Annotated in this window: 19 protein-coding genes; 2 read left to right on the top strand and 17 right to left on the bottom strand. The window is 43.8% G+C overall.

Annotated features, from left to right (window positions below; genetic code table 11):
• Positions 1 to 212 precede the first annotated feature (212 nt).
• Positions 213 to 1190: an acetyl-CoA carboxylase carboxyltransferase subunit alpha gene (locus M5U24_RS17470; RefSeq protein ID WP_298203147.1), complete on the top strand. Its 978-nt coding sequence runs from the start codon at positions 213 to 215 to the stop codon at positions 1188 to 1190.
• A gap of 167 nt (positions 1191 to 1357) precedes the next feature.
• Here M5U24_RS17470 and M5U24_RS17465 read toward each other — a convergent pair whose 3' ends face one another.
• The 6 genes from M5U24_RS17465 to M5U24_RS17440 form a co-directional block, all read right to left on the bottom strand.
• Entirely contained in the window at positions 1358 to 3895 is a 2538-nt protein-coding gene (locus M5U24_RS17465; protein ID WP_298203146.1) for a tetratricopeptide repeat protein, read from the bottom strand.
• Positions 3896 to 4418: 523 nt separating this feature from the next.
• On the bottom strand, positions 4419 to 5375 hold the full coding sequence (gene arcC / locus M5U24_RS17460) for a carbamate kinase (protein ID WP_099324557.1): 957 nt from the start codon (positions 5373 to 5375) through the stop codon (positions 4419 to 4421).
• Positions 5376 to 5544: 169 nt separating this feature from the next.
• Entirely contained in the window at positions 5545 to 6879 is a 1335-nt protein-coding gene (locus tag M5U24_RS17455) for a cyclic 2,3-diphosphoglycerate synthase (RefSeq protein ID WP_197705363.1), read from the bottom strand.
• Positions 6880 to 7108: 229 nt separating this feature from the next.
• Positions 7109 to 7396 (bottom strand): GIY-YIG nuclease family protein, encoded by a 288-nt coding sequence (locus M5U24_RS17450; RefSeq protein ID WP_099326996.1) that lies wholly within the window; start codon positions 7394 to 7396, stop codon positions 7109 to 7111.
• 481 nt (positions 7397 to 7877) lie between these two features.
• Entirely contained in the window at positions 7878 to 8195 is a 318-nt protein-coding gene (locus tag M5U24_RS17445) for a hypothetical protein (RefSeq protein ID WP_298203145.1), read from the bottom strand.
• Positions 8196 to 8387: 192 nt separating this feature from the next.
• A complete protein-coding gene (locus M5U24_RS17440; protein ID WP_169703892.1) occupies positions 8388 to 8648 on the bottom strand; it encodes a hypothetical protein in 261 nt (86 codons plus the stop codon).
• Between the two features lie 287 nt (positions 8649 to 8935).
• Here M5U24_RS17440 and murI point away from each other — a divergent pair, with 287 nt between their 5' ends.
• On the top strand, positions 8936 to 9736 hold the full coding sequence (gene murI / locus M5U24_RS17435) for a glutamate racemase (RefSeq protein ID WP_099324562.1): 801 nt from the start codon (positions 8936 to 8938) through the stop codon (positions 9734 to 9736).
• Positions 9737 to 9809: 73 nt separating this feature from the next.
• On the opposite strand, the gene M5U24_RS17430 is transcribed toward murI, so the two are convergent.
• The 11 genes from M5U24_RS17430 to M5U24_RS17380 form a co-directional block, all read right to left on the bottom strand.
• The gene (locus M5U24_RS17430; protein WP_298203143.1) at positions 9810 to 10817 is read right to left on the bottom strand and encodes a tetratricopeptide repeat protein; all 1008 of its coding nucleotides are present in this window, start codon (positions 10815 to 10817) and stop codon (positions 9810 to 9812) included.
• 40 nt (positions 10818 to 10857) lie between these two features.
• On the bottom strand, positions 10858 to 11943 hold the full coding sequence (locus M5U24_RS17425) for a tetratricopeptide repeat protein (protein WP_298203142.1): 1086 nt from the start codon (positions 11941 to 11943) through the stop codon (positions 10858 to 10860).
• 20 nt (positions 11944 to 11963) lie between these two features.
• Complete coding sequence (locus tag M5U24_RS17420) at positions 11964 to 12551, bottom strand: hypothetical protein (protein WP_298203141.1); 588 nt, start codon at positions 12549 to 12551, stop codon at positions 11964 to 11966.
• A gap of 217 nt (positions 12552 to 12768) precedes the next feature.
• Positions 12769 to 13059 (bottom strand): nucleotidyltransferase domain-containing protein, encoded by a 291-nt coding sequence (locus M5U24_RS17415; RefSeq protein WP_099324564.1) that lies wholly within the window; start codon positions 13057 to 13059, stop codon positions 12769 to 12771.
• A 233-nt stretch (positions 13060 to 13292) separates the two neighbouring features.
• Positions 13293 to 13517, bottom strand: coding sequence for a DUF2283 domain-containing protein (locus tag M5U24_RS17410; protein WP_099324565.1), 225 nt, complete (start codon positions 13515 to 13517; stop codon positions 13293 to 13295).
• Positions 13514 to 13741, bottom strand: a complete 228-nt coding sequence (locus tag M5U24_RS17405) for a hypothetical protein (RefSeq protein ID WP_099324566.1) — start codon at positions 13739 to 13741, stop codon at positions 13514 to 13516. Before M5U24_RS17405 ends, M5U24_RS17410 begins: the two co-directional genes overlap by 4 nt.
• A gap of 68 nt (positions 13742 to 13809) precedes the next feature.
• On the bottom strand, positions 13810 to 14481 hold the full coding sequence (gene phoU / locus M5U24_RS17400; protein WP_099324567.1) for a phosphate signaling complex protein PhoU: 672 nt from the start codon (positions 14479 to 14481) through the stop codon (positions 13810 to 13812).
• Between the two features lie 406 nt (positions 14482 to 14887).
• Positions 14888 to 15139, bottom strand: coding sequence for a hypothetical protein (locus tag M5U24_RS17395; protein ID WP_099324568.1), 252 nt, complete (start codon positions 15137 to 15139; stop codon positions 14888 to 14890).
• 643 nt (positions 15140 to 15782) lie between these two features.
• Complete coding sequence (locus tag M5U24_RS17390) at positions 15783 to 20549, bottom strand: carboxypeptidase-like regulatory domain-containing protein (protein WP_298203140.1); 4767 nt, start codon at positions 20547 to 20549, stop codon at positions 15783 to 15785.
• 399 nt (positions 20550 to 20948) lie between these two features.
• Positions 20949 to 22505 (bottom strand): hypothetical protein, encoded by a 1557-nt coding sequence (locus tag M5U24_RS17385; RefSeq protein WP_099323647.1) that lies wholly within the window; start codon positions 22503 to 22505, stop codon positions 20949 to 20951.
• A gap of 640 nt (positions 22506 to 23145) precedes the next feature.
• Positions 23146 to 23679, bottom strand: a complete 534-nt coding sequence (locus M5U24_RS17380) for a transposase (RefSeq protein WP_099324570.1) — start codon at positions 23677 to 23679, stop codon at positions 23146 to 23148.
• Between the last annotated feature and the right edge of the window lie 160 nt (positions 23680 to 23839).

The following is a 23839-nucleotide window of genomic DNA, read 5'->3' as shown; positions in this document are numbered from 1 at the left end:
ATCATCACTCGTCCATCGTAATTCGTACTTCGCATTTTGCGACAAATTAACTTCCATAGAAATACCTTCCCCGCCGTAAGGGCATTCATAAAACTTGCTTCACCAGAAAAAAATGATATAAATTATTGTTTGTTTTACGGAAATAGGACTTTTAAATAATTTCAAACGAATCAGGGAAACCTTTCATTATTTTTTTATTTGGTGTAAATATTATGGAAAAAGCAGCTTTTGGTGAAAGATCAATAGCAGAACTCGAGAATATGATTCTGGAGCTTGAACATCGTATAGAAGATTTGGAAAATGCCTCTTTGAAAGGCGAATCAGAGCATAACGATGAATTACGCTACTTAAGGGAAGAGCAAGAACAGATACAAAAGGAAATCTTTGCTAAATTAACCCCTTATGATATCGTTAAAATCGCACGGCATCCCTTACGCCCACTGTCAACAGACTATATAAATTTTATCGTGGAAGACTTTGTTGAACTCCATGGGGATAAACGATTTGGCGATGATAAGGCAATGGTTTGCGGTTTTGGCAAGATTGATGAGGAAAAGGTGTTAATCGTAGGACACCGAAAGGGGAAAAGCACAAAGGAACGTATTGCGTGTAATTTTGGCATGCCAAATCCTGAAGGATACCGGAAGTCATTGCAAAAGATGAAGCTTGCGGAAAAGTTTAAATTACCTGTTATTACTTTAATAGATACCCCGGGGGCAAATCCTGATATTGGAGCGGAAGAAAGGGGGCAGGCACATGCTATTGCAGAGAGTATTTATGAGATGTCCCGGCTGAGAACGCCTATAATAAATATCGTTATCGGCGAAGGCGGCAGCGGAGGGGCATTAGGAATCGGAATTGGCGATATATTTGCAATTCTCGAATATGCCTACTATTCCGTTATTTCCCCAGAGGGATGTGCCGCAATATTATGGAAAAATGGAGAAATGGCGCCGGAAGCTGCTAAAAAACTACACTTAACTGCCAAGGATTTATTGAATTTGTGCATTGCGGATGAAATCATACCTGAACCATCCGGCGCTGCCCATAAAGACCCCGAAAAGACTGCCTCGACAATGAAATCGTTTCTGCTTAAATATCTGCATCAGTTAAAAACTATCCCTACCGACAAACTTATAGAAGACAGATACAACAGATACCGTAAAATAGGGAAATATCTGGAGGTTTAAACCAGAATACGAAGTACGATTTTACGATTTTTTTAATCTGTGCAATCGTTCTACAGAGCTCACGACGAAGTCTGTGTAATCGGTGGCTTCCTTTTTTATTAATTTACGACTTGGGACTTGTGATTTTTAAATCGTACTTTGTAGCTCATAACTCGTACTTCGTATTCCTACCTGTTTTCAATCATTTCCAGGTATTTTTTTATTTTTAAATGCCCCGGGCTAATCGCAATCGCTTCTTTCAACAACGTTTCTGCCCTATCTTTATTGCCTTGTTCGTAATGTATAACCCCTGCACGGAAAAGTGCTTCTGTGTGAGAAGGTTTAATACGAATGGTTTCTTCAAATGCTTGTAATGCGAGGGCATTATTTCCCATCCTGAGAAATACGTACCCAAGATTAAAACGAAAATCGGGATTATCGGGAAGTAAATGAACTGCCTCCTGAAACTCTGACAGCGCACTATCCATGTCGCCTTTTTTTGCGAGGGAGGCGCCAAGGTTGTTGTGGGCATAAGGATACAAGGGGTCATATTTTATTGCCTGACGATATTCTTCTATCGCCTTATCAAGGATACCTTTTTTGTCATAAAGAGCACCAAGATTGTTGTGGGCATATGCCAGCGCCTGGTCAATCGCCAGTGCGGATTGATATGCCTCCACGGCAAGTTCGAATTGGTTTTTTGATTCATAAACATTGCCCAGATTGTAATATGCGTCACTGTTTAATGGGTCTGCGGCAACCGCCCTTTTGTACGCGGCAATCGCATCTTCATCCATGCCTCTTTTGTTATACAATACGCCTAAATTATTATGTGCATCGGCAAAACCGGGGTCGATTGCCAAAGCCGTATTGTATTCCTCAAACGCATCGTCATATTGTTCCATCTCAAAATAAATCTTCCCAAGGTTGTTATGCGCTTGTTTGTAATCCTGTTTTATTTGGAGTGCTTTTTTGTAAGAAGAAATTGCCTGGGGCAACTGATTCTTTTTTTTGTAAGCATTCCCCATATTGTAGTGCACCGTAGCATAACGGGTAAATCCGGTTTCCTGTGATTTTTCTATTGCTTTGCGGTAATACATAAGGGCGGTATCCGGGTCATCTTTTTTATTATACTGCGTGCCAAGATTATTATAGGTAGTAAAGCTGCAGAGTGGATTTTGAGCGGAATTGTACCACAGTGTAAATTCATTTTCCCAATGTCTGTTCCGGGTGATTGTGATGATCGCACAAACTATTAAAACCGGAATGATGAAAGAGTATTTAATCGCTTTCTTTTGATGTGTAATTGCCGTTGAAAAAACTATACAACATCCTATGAATGGCAAATAAAGATAGCGGTCTGCCATAAGATTGCTTAACGGAATAATGTTTATGACAGGAAGGAGGGAAATAAAAAACCACAATATCCCAAACAATATGAAATAAAATCTTTCCTGTCGAAATGTTGCGCTATTTTTATCACATTGCTGCGGTTTGAAGGTTTGAAATATGCATTTTCTTTTTAAACGGAGAATGATAACAATAAGAGTTGTTAAAAATAAAAATGGCACAATAAAGGCAACCGACAGAGGCGATTTAATGGGTAAGACATGGTAGTCCACATTAAGATTAAAAGGTATAAAGATATTGGAAATGTATCTGCCTGTTACTTTTGTTGATGTAAACAAGGCCGTCAGGAAACTATTACCGGGATATTCGATATTCTCATGGATATTACGAAATACGATAAATCTGAGGATGAGATACATAATGCTGATCCCTATATAGCTTATGAAATAAGGAGATACGGCTATTTTTGCAAAAGCCCTGAAGAAAAGGCACGCCCTGTTTTTCCAATACCCGGGTTTTGAGGAGTTGTTTTGGGCATCTTCGGTGGGACCTGCACAGCGGTTGATATGGAAAGCGCCTGGTTCTTTTTCCAGGGATGGAGAGGGGATGTTTACCGTGCGTTCTTTGAAAAGGAAGCAAAAGGAAAAGATTAATCCCGGCAGCACAATGGCAGATTCCTTGGAAAGCAATGCCAGGAAATAGGTTGTCATTGCCGCAATATAAACAGGAATACAATGTTTGATTGCAGGCATTGGCGCCATTTCAGTAAAGAATATCCGGCGACGGTCTTTTGTTTTCTCAGGGTATGCGAGAGAAGACGTTTTTTTGTCAGAGAGCAGAAAAAGCAAAAAGGAGAGCAGTGCAAAATTGGTTGCAAGCAGGTCTTCTCTATAACTTATTGCGTTAACCGTTTCGTTTACAATGGGGTGCATTATGAACAACAGGGCAGCTAAAAATGCATGATTGATGTATGATGCACTGCCCTCTATATACTGAGAAGCGGGGTATTTGACGGGGAAAAAGCATCTGCCCAAACAGCATATAAGAAAATACACCAGCACCGAATTTATTGTGTGTGATACTACGTTTGTGATGTGATAACCCATTGGGCGGGATTGCCAGAGTGAATAGTCCACAAAATAAGAAAGAGTCACTACCGGCCTGTATGTCAGCTCTCCGGAGCGGGCAAAATAATCGTGGGTAAATAAGGCGGAAAGATTCCGCCAGTCTTCAATAAAATGGTTATCTATAATGGTAGAATTGTCATCGTAAACAAACTGGTTTGGCAGACAATTTAAATACGTGAGAATTGAAACGGTGGAAAGAATGACGATTGATAGAATATGTAATGATTTTTTGTTGCTATATATAGTCAAAAGCATTTATTTTTTAAAAAAATGGTTTTTTTCTTGCATTTAAAAACGCTCGTTCCCAAGCACGAAACACGAAACACGAAACAAATTCTAATGACAAAATGATTTGAAATTCTAAACAAATGTAACACTTTAGTTTTTAAAAAACAAAAATACTCGTTCCCAAACCTTGTACTGAACATAGTGAAGTATCTGTTTGGGAATGCATTTGTTTGAGAAACTCCGGTTTCTCGCCTGTTTGCTGATAGATAGGGAATAAAATCACAGGGTTAAGACAGTTTGTAATTTGTCAAGTCAGACCCTCACTGGAAACAAAGTTTCCAGTGCAATTGCGTTCCCAAGCCGGAGCTTGGGAACGAGCGTTTTTTTTCATAGAACTAAAGTGTTACAAACAAATGCACCTTTAGTATTTTGCATTTCGTGCTTCTTATTGTTGTATGTTTTGGATTTGTTTTGAATTTTATGCTTTGTTATTCGGATTTGTTTCGTACTTCGTACTTCGTATTTCGGATTTCACAATTACTGGTCAGATGGCTTTCTTTGCAATCCTTGTCCCGGAGCGGCCTTCAAATGCCTCGCGCACCTTGTCAAGCGAAGTAATAAGGGCAAATGATCCGCCCCATTCCAGGAAATGTATGGCTGCCTGGATTTTTGGACCCATACTTCCAGGCGGGAAATGCCCTTCGTCCAGATAGCGCTGCGCTTCATCTGCCGTTATGTTGTAAAGAGGCCGTTCGTTTGGTTTTTTATAATTGAGGAAAACGTTTTCCTCCCCGGTAAGCATAACCAAGGCACTGGCATTAATATCTCTTGCCAGAACGCTTGAAGCAAGGTCTTTGTCTATGACAACGTCCACCCCTTCAAGGTCTCCGTTTTCCTTTATAATTACAGGAATACCTCCTCCCCCGGCGGCAATGACGATATTGCCAGCCCCTGAAAGGCATCTGATCGCCTGAATCTCTATAATCTTCAGAGGATTGGGCGATGCCACTACCCGACGATACCCTCTGTGGCTGTCCTCCGCAATATCCCAGCCTTTTTCTCTTTGAAAACGTTCCGCCTCTTCTTTCCTGAAAAAAGGACCTATGGGTTTTGTCGGACACGAAAATGCCCGGTCGTGTTTGTCCACTACAACCTGCGTCAGAACCGTTACCACACAGGTATCTCTGTTTTCCCTTCGCAACGCATTGGTCAATGATTGCTGGATCATGTATCCGATTGCCCCTTCCGTATCGGCAACGCACATTCCAAGCGTAAGCTCCGGCGTCTGGTCACGGCAGGCCTCGGTCATAAGCAGCAAATTACCCACTTGCGGGCCGTTTCCATGGGTGATTATTATATTATACCCCCTGTTTAAACAGTAAATGACTCCTTCCATACTTTTCCGTGTATTTTCGAATTGTTCCCCTACGGTTCCCTTTTGACCTTTCCGGATGAGAGCATTTCCCCCCAGCGCAATTACCATAGTATTTCTACCGTTCATTGGAGTTTTTAACTTTTCAATAAGTTGGGATTTTTATAATAATTTCTATCTTTCACTGTCCACAGTCCACAATCTGCAGTCGGCAATCCGCAATCCGCAATCCGCAATTTGCCGATTGCCGACTGTATAGAATTCCCCATTAATAAAGGTGGCAAGCGGGTTGTTTATCTCAATTTATTGAGAAGTTACGGAGTTTTGCCCTGATAATCTTTTCGAGTTGAGGTTCGCCTGTTTCCTGCATGCCGTAACGTACTCGTTCTGCAGGTTTATCGATACGGATTATTTTTCTCAGATCTATGGGAGTTCCAATAAGTACGGTATCGCACGGCGTGCGGTTGATGGATGCGCTTAATTCCTCAACCTGTTTCCGCCCGTATCCCATAGCAGGCAGCAGGTTTTCCATGTGGGGATATTTCCTGTATGTTTCGTGAATCGACCCTACGGCGTAGGGTCTTGGATCAATAATTTCCAAAGCACCATATTGCCGGGCAGCAAGTACTCCCGCGCCAAAGGACATGCCTCCATGCGTAAGGGTAGGACCGTCTTCAATCACCAGCACACGTTTGCCTTTTATCAGGCTGATATCTTCAACCGTCACCGGCATTGCAGCGTCAATGATCGTTGCACCGGGATTCGACTTTTGTATATTTTCCCTTACCCTGCGTATATTTTCCGGTTTTGCGGTGTCCACCTTGCTGATAATAATAACCTCCGCAAGAAGGAGGTTTGTTTCACCCGGATAGTAAGAAAGTTCATGGCCTGGCCTGTGGGGGTCTGCAACAGTGATGTACAAATCCGGAAGGTAAAAAGGGGTATCATTATTGCCTCCGTCCCATACAATGACGTCGGCTTCTTTTTCTGCCGCTTCCAGAATATCTTTGTAGTCAACTCCTGCATAAACAGTAGTGTTTTGTTCCACATGGGGTTCATATTCTTCAATTTCTTCTATGGTACAGTCATACTTCCTGAAATCATCGTACGTGGTAAAGCGCTGTAAACGCTGTTTAAAAAGATCGCCGTAAGGCATGGGATGTCTTATTACCACAGGCTTCTTTCCCAGCCCCTTAACAATCTCACAAACTCTCCGGGAAACCGAACTTTTACCGCACCCCGTCCTCACCGCGCATATTGCAATAACAGGTTTATTGCTCTTCAACATGGTTTTTTGTGGGGCAAGGAGGGTGAAAGCAGCTCCCGCGGCATTCACCATACACGCCTTGTGCATAACATATTCATGCGAAACGTCGCTGTAAGAAAAGACAACTTCATCTATGGCATACGATTTTATCAGAAAGGACAATTTTTGTTCAGATTCAATGGGAATGCCGTTTGGATAGTGCTTTCCTGACAGTGAAGGGGGATATTGCCTCCCTTCAATATTAGGGATTTGTGCCGCAGTGAAGGCAACTACGTCATATGCATGATTGTCGCGAAAGCAGACATTGAAGTTATGAAAATCCCTTCCCGCAGCACCCATAATAAGTATCTTTCTTCTGCCTTCCATAGAAATTATTTCCCCCCGGCGCTGTCTTTGTATGCGCCATCAAAAACGCCCGTTCCCAAGCTGGCAGACTTTGAACGAGTGCAAATTTAGAATTTAAAATCTCATACGGCTCATAGCTCATGGCTCATAGCTCATAGCTCATGGCTTATGGCTTATGGGTTTTTTCAACATTTACTGTACATCCACAATTATCACGTTTGTCATTGCGAGGGTCTTTTCCGAAGCAACCTCATAAACCGTCATAGAGATCCTTCCATCCTGCATTCATTCCATTAATTAATTCTATTTTTTTAGCCCTTGAGCCACCTTTAATTTGCTTCTCCCGGAATATGGCGTTTCTTACGTCACGAAATATCTCGTAGTATACTAACTTTGTAACATTGTACTTTTTTGTAAACCCCTCGACCCTCTTCTCTCTATGCTCATATACTCTTCTTTTAAGATTGTTCGTAACCCCTGTGTAGAGTACGGTATTATTTTTATTCGTCATTATGTAAACAGAGTATAATTTATCCATTACAATCACCTTGATTGATCTGGCATTATAAAAAAGATTGCTTCGGAAAAGACCCTCGCAATGACAAGCCGGGAGCCATCAGCCATCAGCCATCTTAAAAATCGCTAAAATCCCCGTCCTCCATAGGAATTATATCTTCCGGCGCTGCCTTTGTCTGCACCATTTTACTGCCGTATCCTTATTATTCAACATATTATGCCATTATAAATATCTCTTCAGCTTAAAAAATGGCTGAAATGCGCTATGTATTCAGGTTTGGGTGAGGAAAAGAATAAAGGCAAATAATCAACTATTTGAGATTTGAATATTGAACATTTTTCTTACTGCGTAACATGAGTTGCACGGTTTTGAAAATTGATGTTCAATGTAAACAACATGGTCTTTGCAAGCTTGGTATACCTCCGGCGGGTTCAGGTTTCGTCGTGAGCTCAGCCGAACGGTTGCAAACCTGAACAGTATCAGATTGTCATTGCGAGGGGCGTCAGCTTGTCATTGCGAGGGTCTTTTCCGAAGCAACCTCATAATATCCGTCATAAGAGACCTCGACCCTCTTCTCTCTATGCCCATATACTCTTCTTTTAAGATTATTCGGAACCCATGTGTAGAGCACTGTATTAATTTTATTCGTCATTATGTAAACGGAGTCTAATTTATCCATTACAATTACCTTGATTGAATCTGGCATTATAAAAAAGATTGCTTCGGAAAAGACCCTCGCAATGACAAGTTGGGACATTTTGGAACCCGCAGGGCGCTGCTGAAGCCACTTGGCTACCCGTGCTACTTCGCGCAATGACAAAAGCTGAGAGTACCTTTAGGAACCCGCAGAGGTAGTAGTCTTTTTTGCATAACCATTTTTATGAAGGTATACTTCAACAAGGATGGGTTCCATGTTCAACGGTTCAGGGGTTTTCATTAGTATACCTCCGGCGGGTTCAGTTTTCGTCGTAAGCTCAGCCGAACGGTTGCAAACCTGAACAGTATCAGATTGTCATTGCGAGGACATCAGCTTGTCTTTGAAGGGCATCCGCTTGTCTTTGCGAAAGCATCCGCTTGTCATTGCGAGGGTCTTTTCCGAAGCAACCTCATAATATCCGTCATAAGAGACCTCGACCCTCTTCTCTCTATGCCCATATACTCTTCTTTTAAGATTATTCGGAACCCATGTGTAGAGTACTGTATTAATTTTATTCGCCATTATGTAAACGGAGTATAATTTATCCATTACAATTACCTTGATTGAATCTGGCATTATAAAAAAGATTGCTTCGGAAAAGACCCTCCCTCGCAATGACAAGTTGGGACATTTTGGAACCCGCAGGGCGCTGCTGAAGCCACTTGGCTACCCGTGCTACTTCGCAATGACAAGTTGATACCCTCACAATGACAAGCTGGGAGTACCTTTTGCAACCAGCAGAGGTAGTTTTTTTTGCATAACCGTTTTTATGAAGGTATACTTCAACAAGGATAGGTTCCATGTTCAACGGTTCAGGGGTTTTCAGCCGTAAAACCCTTCATTTTATTTAAAAATATCCATTTATGACTATCGACGACCCAATAGCAATATTTGATTCAGGGGTGGGGAGCCTTTCAATAATAAAGGAAATCAGAAATGCCTTGCCCGGCGAGAATTATATCTACCTCGCAGATAAAAAACATTTTCCTTATGGAAAAAAAACACACGATGAATTGTTACGCATTATCCGGAACACCATAGAGTATCTTTCGAAAAATTTCACCCCAAAACTCATTGTGCTTGCCTCCAACACGCCTTCCATTCAGGTGCTTCATGAATTGAAAAAAGGGGCGGTTGACGTTATCGGCGTATTTCCTCCGGTCAATGAAGCTGTAAGTGTCTCCAAAACAGGACACATCGCCATTTTGGCAACGCAAAACACGGTAATGAGTTCCGAACTGGACGAGTACATACACTCGCAGAAGATTCCGGCATCGGCAAAAATCATAAAGTGGAATGCCTCACGGATGGTAGAGCTTGTGGAAACGGGAGATTTTTTGTCAAATAAGGATAAAAGCCTCAGAATAATCTCCGAAGAGCTTTCACTGTTGGAAGAGACGGATAACATGGTCGACACAATTACACTTTCAAGCACACACCTTCCTTTTTTAAATGAATATTTTGCGCTGCTAAGGCCCTGCCTTCATTTAATTGACCCCGCAAAGATTGTTGCCAGAAAAGTAAAAAGTCTGCTGGAAAGAAATCTTCGTACTACGTCACAAAAAGGAACCCTGGAAATATTGGCCACGCAGGGAAAAGAATCACTCGAAACAATCATAAAAAGGCTTGGCATCCAAGAGGAAATACACGAGGTACGGTTTTAGAGGTACGAAATACGATTTACAATTTGTACCATGAGCAATTAGCCATGAGCCACCAGCCATCAGCCATGAGCCATTAATCATCTTCACGTATCTTAACAAGCCCTAACTGCTCCGCTATGGAAAAAAAACCCGGCTCATTTACATGGTTGATATCATCCTTCAGGACATGCAGGAGCTGTTCCCTTGCCTCCTGCTTTTTCCCCTGTTGAAAATAAATGATCCCCAGATTCTTACGTGCGCCAATATTCCGGGGATTTGCCCTTATCGAACTCAAAAATTCCATCTCTGCCAAATCCCATAACCCTTGCCGGCAATACAATGCCCCCAGATTATTGTGCGCATTGGCGTGGTCGGGATTCAACCTCAAGGCTTTTTTTAATTCGCTCAGCGCCTCTTCAAAACGATTTGTCTCTGTATAAATGAAGCCTAAATTACTGTGCGCTTCAGCATACCCCGGGTAAATATATAATGCCTTCCGGTACTGCGCAATAGCGGCGTCAAGATTCCCCTTTTTCAGATAAGCGCTGCCAAGATTGTTAAATACCTGCGGCTTATGCATGTTGAGCTGAATCGCCTTGTTAAAAAACACAATGCACTCATCCAGTGCATTTTTATCAAAATAGGCATTCCCCATATTATAGTAGGCATAGGAAGATGCCGGGTCATAGTGTATTGCCTTGGAAAACTCGGAAATCGCCTTGTCAGTAAGCCCTTTATCAATATACATGGTGCCCAGACTATTGTGTCCCTCCGGATAATCATTCTTCAGGAGAACGGCCCTCTCCAACTCCCCGATTGCCCGGTCAAGGTCACCATGCTTGTAATAAAATACCCCAAGATTGTTATGCGCATCATGATTATCCGGCTGCTCTTTCGCAATCTTTGTCCAGAAGGTGTATTCGTCCCGCCAGTCATTGTTCCTTAGCACTGTTCTTAGGGCAAACGAAATAACCACTACTGCTGCAATGGCAATGATACCGGCGCGTCTCTTCAATGCCTGCCTATCGGGCAAAAACAACCCCGTCCTGCTGCCTGCCGGGATATTACCGGGAAACCAGCGGCCTATAACGCAGCCTGTCACTCCGCAAAACCCTGCAACCGGAAGATATAAATCCCCTTTTTCAGATAAGCGCTGCCAAGATTGTTAAATACCTGCGGCTTATGCATGTTGAGCTGAATCGCCTTGTTAAAAAACACAATGCACTCATCCAGTGCATTTTTATCAAAATAGGCATTCCCCATATTATAGTAGGCATAGGAAGATGCCGGGTCATAGTGTATTGCCAGGAAAACTCGGAAATCGCCTTGTCAGTAAGCCCTTTATCAATATACATGGTGCCCAGACTATTGTGTCCCTCCGGATAATCATTCTTCAGGAGAACGGCCCTCTCCAACTCCCCGATTGCCCGGTCAAGGTCACCATGCTTGTAATAAAATACCCCAAGATTGTTATGCGCATCATGATTATCCGGCTGCTCTTTCGCAATCTTTGTCCAGAAGGTGTATTCGTCCCGCCAGTCATTGTTCCTTAGCACTGTTCTTAGGGCAAACGAAATAACCACTACTGCTGCAATGGCAATGATACCGGCGCGTCTCTTCAATGCCTGCCTATCGGTCAAAAATAACCCTGTCCTGCTGCCAGCCGGGATGTTACTGGGAAACCAGCGGCCTATAACGCAGCCTGTCACTCCGCAAAACCCTGCAACCGGAAGATATAAATATCTCTCCGCCATAATATGCCCGATGGGAATAATATTCATCACGGGCAATAAGGCGGCAAAAAAACACAGTGCAAACAGTCCCTGTATGCGGGAGTGTTTTATTATCCTAAAAACAATCACGCCTACCGCCACAAGAAAAAAAACGCTTATGAGAAATGACATGTCGGAGAGCGTGCGTACTGGAATTGCTTTATAATCGGCATTCAAGTGTATGGGTAAAAACATTTGTTTTACATAATATGCCACCACCTTGACCATCGTCATACCGCTTATCCAAAAACTCTTTTCATAATACGCAACCGAAACAAGCCTTGGGTTTTTCAACAGGGAGAAACGCACGAGAATGAAAAAAAACGACACGAACGCGTATCCCAAAAGTATTTTTACATAATACCTTTTCAGATATGGTATGCCGCACAGCAACCGGTACAAAATGATGAATACCGGCAGTACTATTGCGCTTTCCTTGGAAAACAAGGCAAGCATATAAAAGAGCAGTCCGATTATTAAAAAAACCCCTTTCTCAAATGCGACCCGTCATCTGCCGGCAATGGCTTATCTTTTGAACATGTTTTTAGTGATTTTATAAGGAAAATGCATGACAGGAAAGAGAAGCCGGCAACAAGTAAATCTTCCCGGTAACTAATAGCGTTTACCGCTTCGGTTACGCACGGATGAATCGAAAATATTAGCGCGGCAAAGAATGCAATCGACCGCGACTTCACCAGATTATTCACCAATATACAGAACATAAGGACGTTGAACGCATGTATCGCGACATTGGACAGGTGATAGCCGAAGGGATTGAGCCCCCATACCGCATAATCCAGAAAATAACTTAAGGTAACAACGGGACGATAGCTCAACTCATTGGAAAGGGAGAAATACTCTTTGCTGAATATTTTTGGAAGATTCCCGGGTGATTTTATGAAATAATTCTCTTCGATAACGCTGATATCATCATAGACAAAACCATTTGGAATGGCATTGAGAAATACGCAGAATGTAATAACAACAAGCAGCAGCAGCAGCAGATAGAATGCCTTTGATTTTGACATGGTTATAGTAGTGGATGTCCATGGCTCATGGCTCATGGCTACAGTCCCGTAGTCCTTGAGGTTGTGTCGGGTAACGAAACCCAACGACTAGTAACACTTTAGATTTTTGAAAAAACACCGCGAAAAGCCCCGTTCGCACCTTTTTGAAAATTAATATTCAATGTTCAATGTAAAAGAATAGAGGCAAATGAGCAACAATTTGTAGGGACACGCCATGACGTGTCCTTACAAATCTGCGGGATCAAGTTCCTTATCAAACATAGACGACATCTCGCTCTATCCTGCGCCTCAATGTCTTGTTCATTTTATCCCGGAGACGAACAATATCAACCCTGTTGCCAAGAGATTCCTCGACAGCCTGCTTGATGCCTATCAGACAAAACAGGTCGGGCTTTTTAAGTTCAACCACAATATCAATATCGCTCCCCTCCCGGCCCTCGTCTCTTGCGTAACTGCCAAAGAGACCTATCTTTTTAACGCCAAACCTTTGTTCAAATTCAGCTTTGTGTTCAGAAATAAAACTTATAATATCTTCCCTCTTCATTCTATCGCTCTCACAAGAAACAATCGGAATACAGATTTGAACGATAAATGCGAATAATTATTTTCTAAAATTATCAAACACCTATGTTTTTTAGCCCCAACTCATTCATGGCGGGTTCAGATTGCAAGCCTGCCTGAGGTAGTAACATACTCCTCCTTTTGGTCTTTGGTCAATTGTAAACTTGTGACGATTTTTTTAGTCTGCGTAATCTGTGGTTCCCCTTTGCCTTGTTGTTACGTCTTTAGTGTTATTAAATCTTCGTCAAATTCAAGTGAGTAAGAGAGCACTGTCCTTAAATCTATTTTTTTAGAAGCATCCAGCATTTCTATACCCACAATTTTTCCCTCCGAAGTTGTATCCACATTAACTCCTTCTGAAATTTCTATAACCCCATCCGGCGTTTCATCCCCCAGCCTCAAATACAAAGCATCTGCTTCATTGTCGTAATACACTTTCATTTTTTCCTCCCATTCTTCAAAGGATAGTTTGTTATTACTGTTATTATACTCTTCTCCACGACAATTGTAATTTTCAGTGGATACTTAAATCCTTCTGCACTTTCTATAATCTCATGCCTTCCTTGAGATAATTCTTTACCTTCTAAAATCTTTATAATTGTTGACTCTGATATTTTATATAATCTTGCCCTTCTTTTAGCGTGCCGTGAGAATTTTATTTCCACAAATCATTCCTCAATATTAGCGCCCATTCGCGGTTCAAAGGTTTTCAACCGTGAAACCTGAAAACCTCTCATAACTCGCTTAACCTATGCTTCCGGTGTTTAACGACCGTTGCCCTTACAATATACACCACTTCTTCCGCTATATTGGTGGAATGGTCGGCGATTCTTTCCAAATGGCGCGAAATAAACATCAGGTGCACTGCCCGTATAATATTCCCAGGGTCTTCCATCATATATGTCAGTAATTCGCGAAATATCTGGTCATTGAGGGCATCAACCGTGGAATCGCGCTGGCAAACCGCCTGCGCAAGGGTGGTATCTTTATTCACAAACGCATCAATGCTGTCTTTCACCATAGTTTGCGCAATAGTTGCCATCATTGGGATGTCTATTAGGGGTTTTAGCTGCGGTTCCTGATTCAGAGGAACAACCCGCTCCGCTATGTTTACCGCAAGATCACCCATCCTCTCGAGATTATTGGTAATCTTCATCGCTGAGGTTATAAACCGGAGGTCAACCGCCATTGGCTGTTGCAAAGCCAGCAGGTCAACGCACTGCTTATCTATCTCCAGTTCTAAATCATCCACCTGCTCATCGTGCATCACCACTGAGTGCGCCAGGTCGCTGTCTCTTTCTTTTAATGACTTAACGGCGTTTGAAATAGCCATCTCAACGACAGAGGCCATCTGGATAAGATTCCTCCGGAGAACACCTAATTGTTGGTCAAAATGTCTTTCCATTTGTTATTTACGAATTACAATTTTAGTTTTAGTTTTAGTTTTAGTTTTACGAATCACAATAATTTCCCCTCCACTGGGTGGCAATGGGGGGCGTCTTACGCACACACTCGTTCCCAAACCTTTTACTGAACATAATGAAGTATCTGCATGGGAACACAATGGCACTGGAAACTATATTTGAGGGTTCAGATTTGTAACCGTTCGGCTAAGCTCACGACGAACCATTCTTATAGCTCATGGCTCATAGTAATTTGGCTCATGGCTATCAGCACACAAGGGCATCCGTTTGTCATTGCGAGCGCATCCGTTTGTCATCGCAAGCACATCCGCTTGTCATTGCGAGGGTCTTTTCCGAAGCAATCTCATAAACCGTCATAACGAGCCGTGTATCGTTTATGCTGAATAGTTACATTTTTTTAGCCCTTGAGCCACCCTTAATTTGCTTCTCCCGCGATATGGCGTTTCTTACGTCACGAAATATCCTGAACCCGCCGGGAGTCGTGTAATGTTTACGCTGAATAATTACAAAGCCATCAGTCCTGCTTTCTAACTTTTTCCTCAATTTCTTAGCTACTTCTCCGGAATCAACTTCTGATAAACGATCCGCCCATATTCCAAACGCAGGATGGCGCCTTTTTGTTATTTTTTCAGTTTTCAAATCAATATAAACTCTGACTTTTTTTTAGATATACGTTCTAATCTTTTCCTGATCTTTTCAGGTATAGACAAATGGCCATCAGGTAGTACATCGGCTATGTATTCAACTAGTTCGTTGCTCATCATATCTTCCGTTCTAAAAGCAGTGGTTAGTGTTTGACAATTTTATTGTAGCAGCAATTATTTTACACATCCTGTGATTATTTATGTCGTTCAAAAAGCAGTGTTAATCAGCGTTTATCTGTGTCCAACTATTGGTCATTGGTTCATCATGATAGTTCATTATAGATGTGGGTAATGCTTTTTCAAGAACCATTTGGGGATTTTAAATTTTGGATTTTAGGTAATAGTTCACTGCAGTTCGTTATCCTCTTTTTATTTTTGCCGGCAACTTATGGTATTACCCTGTAAAAACCTCTTTTTTTTGTAAGATTTTCTTCGTGCCCCTTTGTGTTCTGTATTCTTTGTGCCCTTTGTGGTTAAACTCTTTTTAATTACGGCTTTATAGCAATATGTGATTTAAGGAATTGGGGATTTTACCAACTTACTTAAAAACCACAAAAAAAGGGGTGTTATATCTTTCGACATAACACCCCTTTTAAACTACTTAACTACTTAACTACTTAACTAACATTGGCGTTTTCTTACTTTGATAGAGACACATTTACTTTAGGTGTCACTTTCACGCCTTTTACGCCAAACTTCACGTTAGCTTTTCCTTTGTTCTTCTTCGCTTTCACGGTAAACGTTGCCTGGCCAGTTCTATCTGTTTTTTGGCTGGCAGGCGTTACCTTAATCTTCTTCTTGTTAGCCGAAGTAAGTTTCCTCTTTACCTTCACGCCTTGTGCAGGGCACTCATTATCACCTGTTACCAGCACTATAACGTCCTCACTGTCACCTTTTACAAGATCCAGGATATCCGGTGTTACCTTAGCGTTTGAAGCCTCTACCTCACCCGGTTCCCCACAACTTTTAATATCTAAGGTTACTTCATGGATCGTTACCGGAGGCGTCACTGTTACCGTTGTATTCGATGTGATATGGTCAGTTGCACTCACAGAAACCTCGTAATCACCGGCTTCCAGGGTAAAGGTAGCTCCACCGCTAGCATCAGTAATTCCGGATTGTCCATCAACAGTCACCGTAGCTCCTGCTAGCGGACCATCTACATCCGAAACCACAACTACCAATGTCGCAGTTGGCGGAGGCGTCACAGTTGGCGTTGTTGTTGGTGTTCCCTGAACAGAAGCAACCAACGCAAAGTCGAGGTTTGTTGTCCCGCCTGCCGTTACTACTATAGCAGTAGGGGCTGAGGGAACGTAACCGAGAGCCACAGCGGTAAAGGTACGAGTTCCAGCTTCAACATTCGCAATCGAGTAGAACCCATCCGCGTCAGTTGTATCAGTGTAAATCCCTGACTGATTACGCACCGTCGCTCCTTCAATGCCATCCCCTGTCGCCGCATCCGTTACAAACCCTTCTACCGAACCGGTTCCAGGTATAGGAGATACAGTTGGCGTTGGTGATGCAGTCGGTGTTGTCGTTGGGGTAACACTTCCCGTAGGCGTCGGTGTCGGAGTTGCGACCTCACCAACCGTAGCCGTATCAGTTACAACAGAAATACTGCCATCCTCATCCGGATTATCAGTGAATGATACTGTCACCGTATCTCCGGTTGCAGCCTTGATGCGTGTATTTACAAGCGTATTGCTTGCACTCACAGCCATCGTACCAAGGAACGACCCGGTGTTGTTACCTGTTTCAGTCAAACGCAGCGTTGTGCCGGTAGAATCAGTAGAAGATACTACATTCACATTCACAACGTTCGCTGTGGATATTGAGGTATTTGTTTCCGGGTCGTAGAGGGAAACAACCGCGTTGCCCTCAAGAGGCACAGCATCCGTCACTTCAAGAACAGCGCCAAAGTTCTTCGTGTCTACAACAGTCGTAATATCCGCTGCAGGCGACGCGTCACTATACGTTACGGTTATATTTCCACCTGCTACTGCCCTGACTGTTGGAATTGTTCCACCAGCACTCGTCGCACCCGTCTGGAATGTACCGATAAATGTACCGGAACTAGTTTCATTCTCTGTAAGTGTCAATCCACCAGTTACATCGGAGCTATCCGAAGAAGACCTCAACTTTACCGATCCTGTATCCTTAGCGGAAGTGGTATTTAGATCATTATCTATCAATGTGACAATGACACTATCACCGCTCAGGAAGGCCTCTACCTTGTCCGTTTCCAGGGTTCCTACGCCGCCTTGAGCAGACAGGGCAACCGTGGTGTATGATATCAAGTTATTTTCGTTTGTCGAACTTGGCGAATCATTATAGTAAATGGTTACCGTATGACCATTAGAAACATTAAGAATAGGATTTAAACCATTGTTATCTGCTCCATTATTATCCGTAGAAGACCCTGCAGACAACTTGAATGTACCTTTAAAAGTGCCGGTATTGTTTCCGGTTTCCGTCAGGAGGACATCGATCGTATTTGTAGAAGAATTAAAATCGGTCGTGCCAACCCCGGTAGTAGCGCGGCTTACGAGAAGCTGCTTTGCTATGGTACCCTTCAGCGTTACTACATTATCATTCGAATTCGCAGTTCCTGAACCAGGCCTTCCCAAGCCGACCTCGTTTACGTTTCCAGCCCATAATGCAGCAGTATCTTTCATCGTTGACTGTTTATCCGCAGTTGATGTATTCAAGTCTTCATCAACAACCGTTACAACGATTTCCGAGTTAAGTCCAACCGTTCCGGAAGGAGAAACTGACAAGGAACCATCATAGGTCTGTAACAATACATTGTCAGCAGTTGTAGCCAATGTACTCCCTGACGCATAAGCCCCATCGTTATTTAACTGATCATTGTAGCGGACTCTATACGTGCCCTTGTGATAACCGCCAATATAAAACACATTCGATTCAATGCGGGTAGTATCCATATCATTGCCAACTACACCTACAAACGTCTTCCATGGCGTATAGAACAATGAATTTGACAGCTTTGTCACCGTCAGCTTTGTTGCCGATACGCTTGTTACTTCAGCAAATTCCGAGAATCCGTCATCTGCAATTCTCACCACAGAACCCGTACCAATCACACTTGTAAGTGTAGGAGTGTCATGGAAATCAATGGTGCTTGTACCGGTAAAATCGCTAAAGGTTTGCGCTGTAGTTTTTGCAGTGTTGGTGGTTATCCGAACCGCCGTCCAGTCAAACCCGATTGTACCGACAAATGTGCTTGAATTTACGCCTGTTTCGGTCACTGGAACAGCTATCCATCGTGTACCATCAGGAGAAACCTCTACCGTATTGCCTAATCCATCAAGGGTAGCAACAAAGGAGGACGTGTTCGCAGATCCCAGGAAGCTCTTCGCATCATTGGATGATCCTTTTACCAGAGTATTCGTATCAACGGTCTGCGTACCCAAAGAAAAGGTAACACTGCCCGCAGTACCGCGAGCAACTCCGCTGCCTACTACAGTGGCATTTGTGGGGAGAACCCAAACCAGCGTATTTCCCGTATTAGAAATCCTTACGGCGGACGTCTGACTGCCGATGGATGTTCCATCAGGGAAGCTCAAAGAAATCTTATTGCTCACGCCGTCTGAATCCGACGAGTATGCCTTAACGGTTAGACGGTCACCTCTCTCAGCGGTTGTAGTGCCTAGCCATGAGCCGCTGGCAACCGATTCCTTTGTGTTGGAACTTGTGTTCAAATTACCATCAACTACGGTAACTGTAAGGAAATCATTAATGTCAACCGTTGTCGCGCTGACCGATACCACACCGGTTTCACCTGTCAAGCCAAACGCCAGAGTACCGGTAACTGTTCCTACCGTACCGCTGGTCGTCAAAGGATCCAGATAGGAAACCTTAATCGAATCACCATCTCTTATGCCTGACATGAGGAATGAATCGATGGAAACGGTAACGGAGCCGCCTGCCTGAAGTGTTTCATATGTATTGGTGGTAGAATCACCAGCAGTATCTGTTCCCTTCCATCTTGAAATTTGCACAAGACAATAATCGGTACCATCTATCAGCTTAATGATACCGCTTGTATTTGTTCCAAAATGCCCGGAACTATTACCGTCGCCAAAAAGCGTTGTATTAGTCCCAACCGCAACAACCTTAGATGAGGAAAGCGAAGACGTACCCCAACCAGAATCAAAATTCGCACTTGCAGCAGTAGAGTTTGCATCATACGCCAAGGTTACAGTACCAAAGGCACCATTTCCAACAAACCCAGAAGACATTGGACCTGCATCAACAAGAGCAATTCTTCCAGAATTCGTGATCTCTAAAATCTTGAAACTTACGCCAGGCCCATCGCCGACGGTCACAGCTCCAGCCTCATCAATAGTAACATCTCCCAATGCAACCAACCCACCATCATAAGTATAGTTAGTATTTCCCGACACACGCGCAGTGCCGCTTCCCAAATACCTCCTGTTATCTGCAGACTGCGTTCCTGTAATCGCAAGATTACCATGCAACTGTCCGGCAGTGGTTGATCCATAAACCTTACCGTTCGCCGTGAAAACGCCGGTGCTGTTGCCTGTTTCCGTCAACACTATATGCGTCGACTTCACCGACGTACTATCAACCGTTAAGGCCAAACCGGTACTTTGGTCTATCGCCTCAACCTGCACCCGCGATGATCCCGTGCCAGTTATGCCGGAAGTAAAACCATCCTGCAAACCGATACAATCCTTCATCAGCGGATTGAGATTTGCGTCAGGATCGGTGATAGAGATGATAATGTTAGCGGCTGCGGAATTAGGGCTGTCAGCCGTTTCGCCCCATGCAGGACCCTGCGTAAACGATATCGAGTCGCTTGCGCCATGGAAACCAATAACTGCGGTATCCAAAGTGGATCCGGAGTAAAGAAGCTCCAACGTGGACCCGGCCGAAACATTCAGCTTTCCACTAGTGCCTGAAGAGGCATTTCCGCCAGTCTGCGTCACAAAATTATGCAACTGGAGGGCAGAAACACCGGTACCCAAGGCCGGATAAAGGTAACTCCCCGCAAAATCACCAACATAACCGCTGGTGGTGCCCACACCCGTTTGAGTGGGCTGCGTGCTTCCCGTGGTGGTAAAAACCGTGCTGGTCGCCCCGGTTTCCAACAACACATATGAGATACTGTTAGAACCGGCCTTTACGGTAACGGTAATCTCATCGGTAGTGCTTGTTGTGATAGAAGTATCCGTAACCGAAAGCCACGCACGATCGAAATCGTTCGTGTCATTCAGGGAAGGCAGATAGGGATCACTATCAAAACTCCCCGTGGCGGCCTTTGCGTTTGACGCTACGCCCATAACCAGGGCCAGCATCAAAAACAAAACACCTGCCATGCTTAACCAATTGCCTTTTAAATTTAATCCAGGTCTTTTCATATCCTACACATCTCCTTTTACTAAGACCAACATGAATATACTTCCAATAAAATACCGCCCATACATTGGCAGCCACAAGGGCTGCCCCAACATTACATCATGATAATTTTATAACTCCCAATGTACTACGACCCCCTTCCGAAATCACACCACCTCCTTTTCAGGAATGCGAATTATGATAAGAGATGGGAAAACTGCACGTGCGTTTCTCTGCGCGTTACACTGCAACGATAGCGCAGGCCTTGGCAGAAAAACCAACTACTTTCTTCCTTATATTCACCCTCCTTTCCTAAATAATAACGCACGATTGTGTATTCAACTATTAGACAAGCTAAGACATTTTAGATTTTTTTAATCTGTACTACTATCCATCAATTTCTTGTTTTTTATGCGTGTTTTTCATGCCGCCATTTCCGTAAGTGCTTTAATATCAAGGGCTGAAGCGGTCATCAGTGAACAAGAGAACTTCTGGCCTTTCTCCGTCAAAACATAGCGGTTGGCCCTCGGAACTTTGCGGATTAGACCGTGTGCCCGCAGCATCTTTATCCGTCGGGTCGTTCGTCCGGAATATTTCTTTTGCTGATCCTTGCCGGATTGTTCGGATTCCCGGTAAAGCCACTTACGCAAATCATGGTTGCGGAATCCATTTATCGCGTTTTCGCCTTTGGACAGGAACATCAGCATCTGGTAATCATCCTGCTGCCAGGGATTCAAACCTCGATACCTCTTGCCCTCTTTGACAACCTTGTTACAAGCGCTGCTCACCACTTCTTTCAGTTTCTCCTCTACCTGAGCCGCCGCCAAAGCATCCCCATAACGATCATTGCATTGTTGGCTCACCTCACACCGTCGATGAAGATCGCTTACGCCCTTACGCATCTTCTGCCATGACGCCGGTTTGCCTTCATCATCATTGGGACTCCGAAAGACCTTAAAGTCCCGCGTATTATTGATCGTTGTCTCAATACGCAAGAGACTACCGCTCTTGTTATACATCTTCACTGAATTATAATTCACACTGTGCTTGACCCGTATACCTTCATAGCGTCTTCGATAGTCGCTGATAACCTCATCAGGGGCAGCGCCTGCAAGGTTACGCCTACCCAAATACTTCATCACCGAAGAACTGTCGCAAACCCGCATCGCATGATGAACAAACGATGGAAACAACTCCTCCAATGCCTCAACCGATTTAAACATGATGTCCGTCGCCCACTCCGTCTCATCCGCAGACCAGTAATACTCCGGTTCCAACGGACGAAGAATCTGCGACAATGCCGGGCAACTGCCCAACGCAAGCCCGTTCAGCAGCTTCGCCCAGTCAGTCTTAAGCTGCTCATGGAGCAGAACCTGCGCAGCCGCAATATCCTCTATACGCACAAAACAGTTGCCGTCCTTAACATAATCAATACCTTGCTTCTGAAGTTGCCGCTCCAGCCAATGACGACCATTGAGACAAATGAAAATATTAAACGGCGCCCAACTCTGGATACGAACATGACCAAAACCAAACACTGGATCGTTAAAATAATGATACACAAAGACACACTTGCGGGGCGCCATTACCAACTCGAGCTTCTTGCTGGCCTTGTTGCCCTTGACCATCGGCGCAATACAAGGCTCTACCACACTCAACAGGCAGATGGAACCTTCCGTAATCCTCTTATCCGCCGCGATCTGGCGAGCCAACTTCTCCTTATCAACACCGCTGCTCATCAAATACCGCACCTCGATACCCAAATCTTTCGCCCGCGATTCACAACTGTCTCGCACCTGTGCCGTAAGCCCATTGACCCAACCGGAAAAATCCTTAAGCAGAATTCTCGCTTGGTTCATGAATGTTCCCATCCCACGCTCACTGGCCAACCACCGCAATGTCCCGCGAAAACGAATCCTGTCCAGACCGCTTATTGCACCCACGATCCTGTCTCGATATAATTCCATCAACTTATTCATAAGTAGTGTCCTCCAAATTGTCTGATTACTATTTACGAGGATACTACTATACTTTATAATAAACTAAAAATCACCTTTTTGGTTGCGGCCAAAGGCCGCGCTAGGTAATCTTTGGTTTCTTTGGTTTTTTTTATTAATTTATGATTTTTAAATCGTAATTCCTAACAATATGCCCTGTATAGCTAAACCCCGGTGTCGCAGAATATAGCACGCAATCAGATGACAGTCAACTAAAAAATCAATTTTTCCCAAACTTTACAAAAGAGTAACACACAGCGTTTTAAAGGGTTAACGTTGGAAGTCAGAAGTCAGAAGTCAGAAGTCAGAAGTCAGAAGTCAGAAGTCAGAAGTCAGAAGTCAGAAGTCAGAAGCCAGAGGTCATAGGGCAGAAGTCGGCAGTCGGCAAATTACAGATTGAGGATTGCAGACTGGGGACTGGGAACACCTCTCGTTCCCAGGCATCTCTAGTTCCCAGTCTCTCTCGTTCCCAAGCTCCGGCGCACACCCTCGTTCCCAAGCTCCGGCGCACACCCTCGTTCCCAAGCTCCGGCGCACACCCTCGTTCCCAAGCTCCGGCGTACACCCTTGTTCCCAAGCTCCGGCTTGGGAATACGCTTATACCAGAAGCTCCTGCTTCTTTTCATAATTCAATTTGATCTATCTCGATACATCCTTTGCCATAAAGGTAATTCCCTGCGCTCGAATAAACCCAATGTCCGGCATCTTCTACCAGCCCCCTTCTTACAGGATTGCAATGTATATATGCAACCTTTTGTCTAAACACATCCTCCTGCGCAACCACCTGCGGGTGGAATCCTTCCTGCCATACCTGATATTCGCTGGTAGCCTTGTGTCCTTTTTTATAAAATTCAAACTGTTTCAGAAGCCGCTTCCTCTGATTCTCTTTTGCTATCCGTATAATTTCCCGCGCAGTATAGCTCTTAAAATCTCTTATTATTCCAGACACCGCCTCTGACGAAACAAGAAGGTGTATATGGGTATCCATTACAACATAAGCAAACAATCGCAGCCCTTTTTTCTGTCTGCAATAAGTTAACGAATTGACTATGATGTCGCAAAATATCTTTTCTGTAAATACCGGTAGCCACCCGACAATTGTAGAGGTTATAAAATACAGGTTGCTGTTTTTTACTATTTTGTAACGTGATCTCATGATTTTCCGCGCAAAGCATAGCTTTTACCGCATGTACGTTCCCAAGCCGGAGCTTGGGAACGAGGGTGTGCACCGGAACTTGGGAACGAGGGTGAAACAGTCCTCAATCGGCAATCGGCAGTCAGAAGTCAGAGGTCTGAAGTCGGCAGTCGGCAGTCGG

The organism is Candidatus Kuenenia sp., assembly GCF_027493735.1.
GTDB classification, from domain to species: Bacteria; Planctomycetota; Brocadiia; order Brocadiales; family Brocadiaceae; genus Kuenenia; species Kuenenia stuttgartiensis_A.
Note: the sequence above shows the minus strand (reverse complement) of the source record. Positions and strands in the feature narration are given on the sequence as shown.

Excerpts from the sequence above, each read along its gene's own strand:
- M5U24_RS17385 (WP_099323647.1), bottom strand. The coding sequence starts at position 22,505 with ATGAATAAGTTGATGGAATTATATCGAGACAGGATCGTGGGTGCAATA.
- phoU (WP_099324567.1), bottom strand. The coding sequence starts at position 14,481 with ATGGAAAGACATTTTGACCAACAATTAGGTGTTCTCCGGAGGAATCTT.
- M5U24_RS17440 (WP_169703892.1), bottom strand. The coding sequence starts at position 8,648 with ATGCCAGATTCAATCAAGGTAATTGTAATGGATAAATTATACTCCGTT.
- M5U24_RS17470 (WP_298203147.1), top strand. The coding sequence starts at position 213 with ATGGAAAAAGCAGCTTTTGGTGAAAGATCAATAGCAGAACTCGAGAAT.
- M5U24_RS17425 (WP_298203142.1), bottom strand. The coding sequence starts at position 11,943 with ATGCTTGCCTTGTTTTCCAAGGAAAGCGCAATAGTACTGCCGGTATTC.
- arcC (WP_099324557.1), bottom strand. The coding sequence starts at position 5,375 with ATGAACGGTAGAAATACTATGGTAATTGCGCTGGGGGGAAATGCTCTC.
- M5U24_RS17410 (WP_099324565.1), bottom strand. The coding sequence starts at position 13,517 with ATGAAAGTGTATTACGACAATGAAGCAGATGCTTTGTATTTGAGGCTG.
- murI (WP_099324562.1), top strand. The coding sequence starts at position 8,936 with ATGACTATCGACGACCCAATAGCAATATTTGATTCAGGGGTGGGGAGC.
- M5U24_RS17420 (WP_298203141.1), bottom strand. The coding sequence starts at position 12,551 with ATGAGCCATGAGCCATGGACATCCACTACTATAACCATGTCAAAATCA.
- M5U24_RS17455 (WP_197705363.1), bottom strand. The coding sequence starts at position 6,879 with ATGGAAGGCAGAAGAAAGATACTTATTATGGGTGCTGCGGGAAGGGAT.
- M5U24_RS17380 (WP_099324570.1), bottom strand. The coding sequence starts at position 23,679 with ATGAGATCACGTTACAAAATAGTAAAAAACAGCAACCTGTATTTTATA.
- M5U24_RS17415 (WP_099324564.1), bottom strand. The coding sequence starts at position 13,059 with ATGAAGAGGGAAGATATTATAAGTTTTATTTCTGAACACAAAGCTGAA.
- M5U24_RS17390 (WP_298203140.1), bottom strand. The coding sequence starts at position 20,549 with ATGAAAAGACCTGGATTAAATTTAAAAGGCAATTGGTTAAGCATGGCA.
- M5U24_RS17450 (WP_099326996.1), bottom strand. The coding sequence starts at position 7,396 with ATGGATAAATTATACTCTGTTTACATAATGACGAATAAAAATAATACC.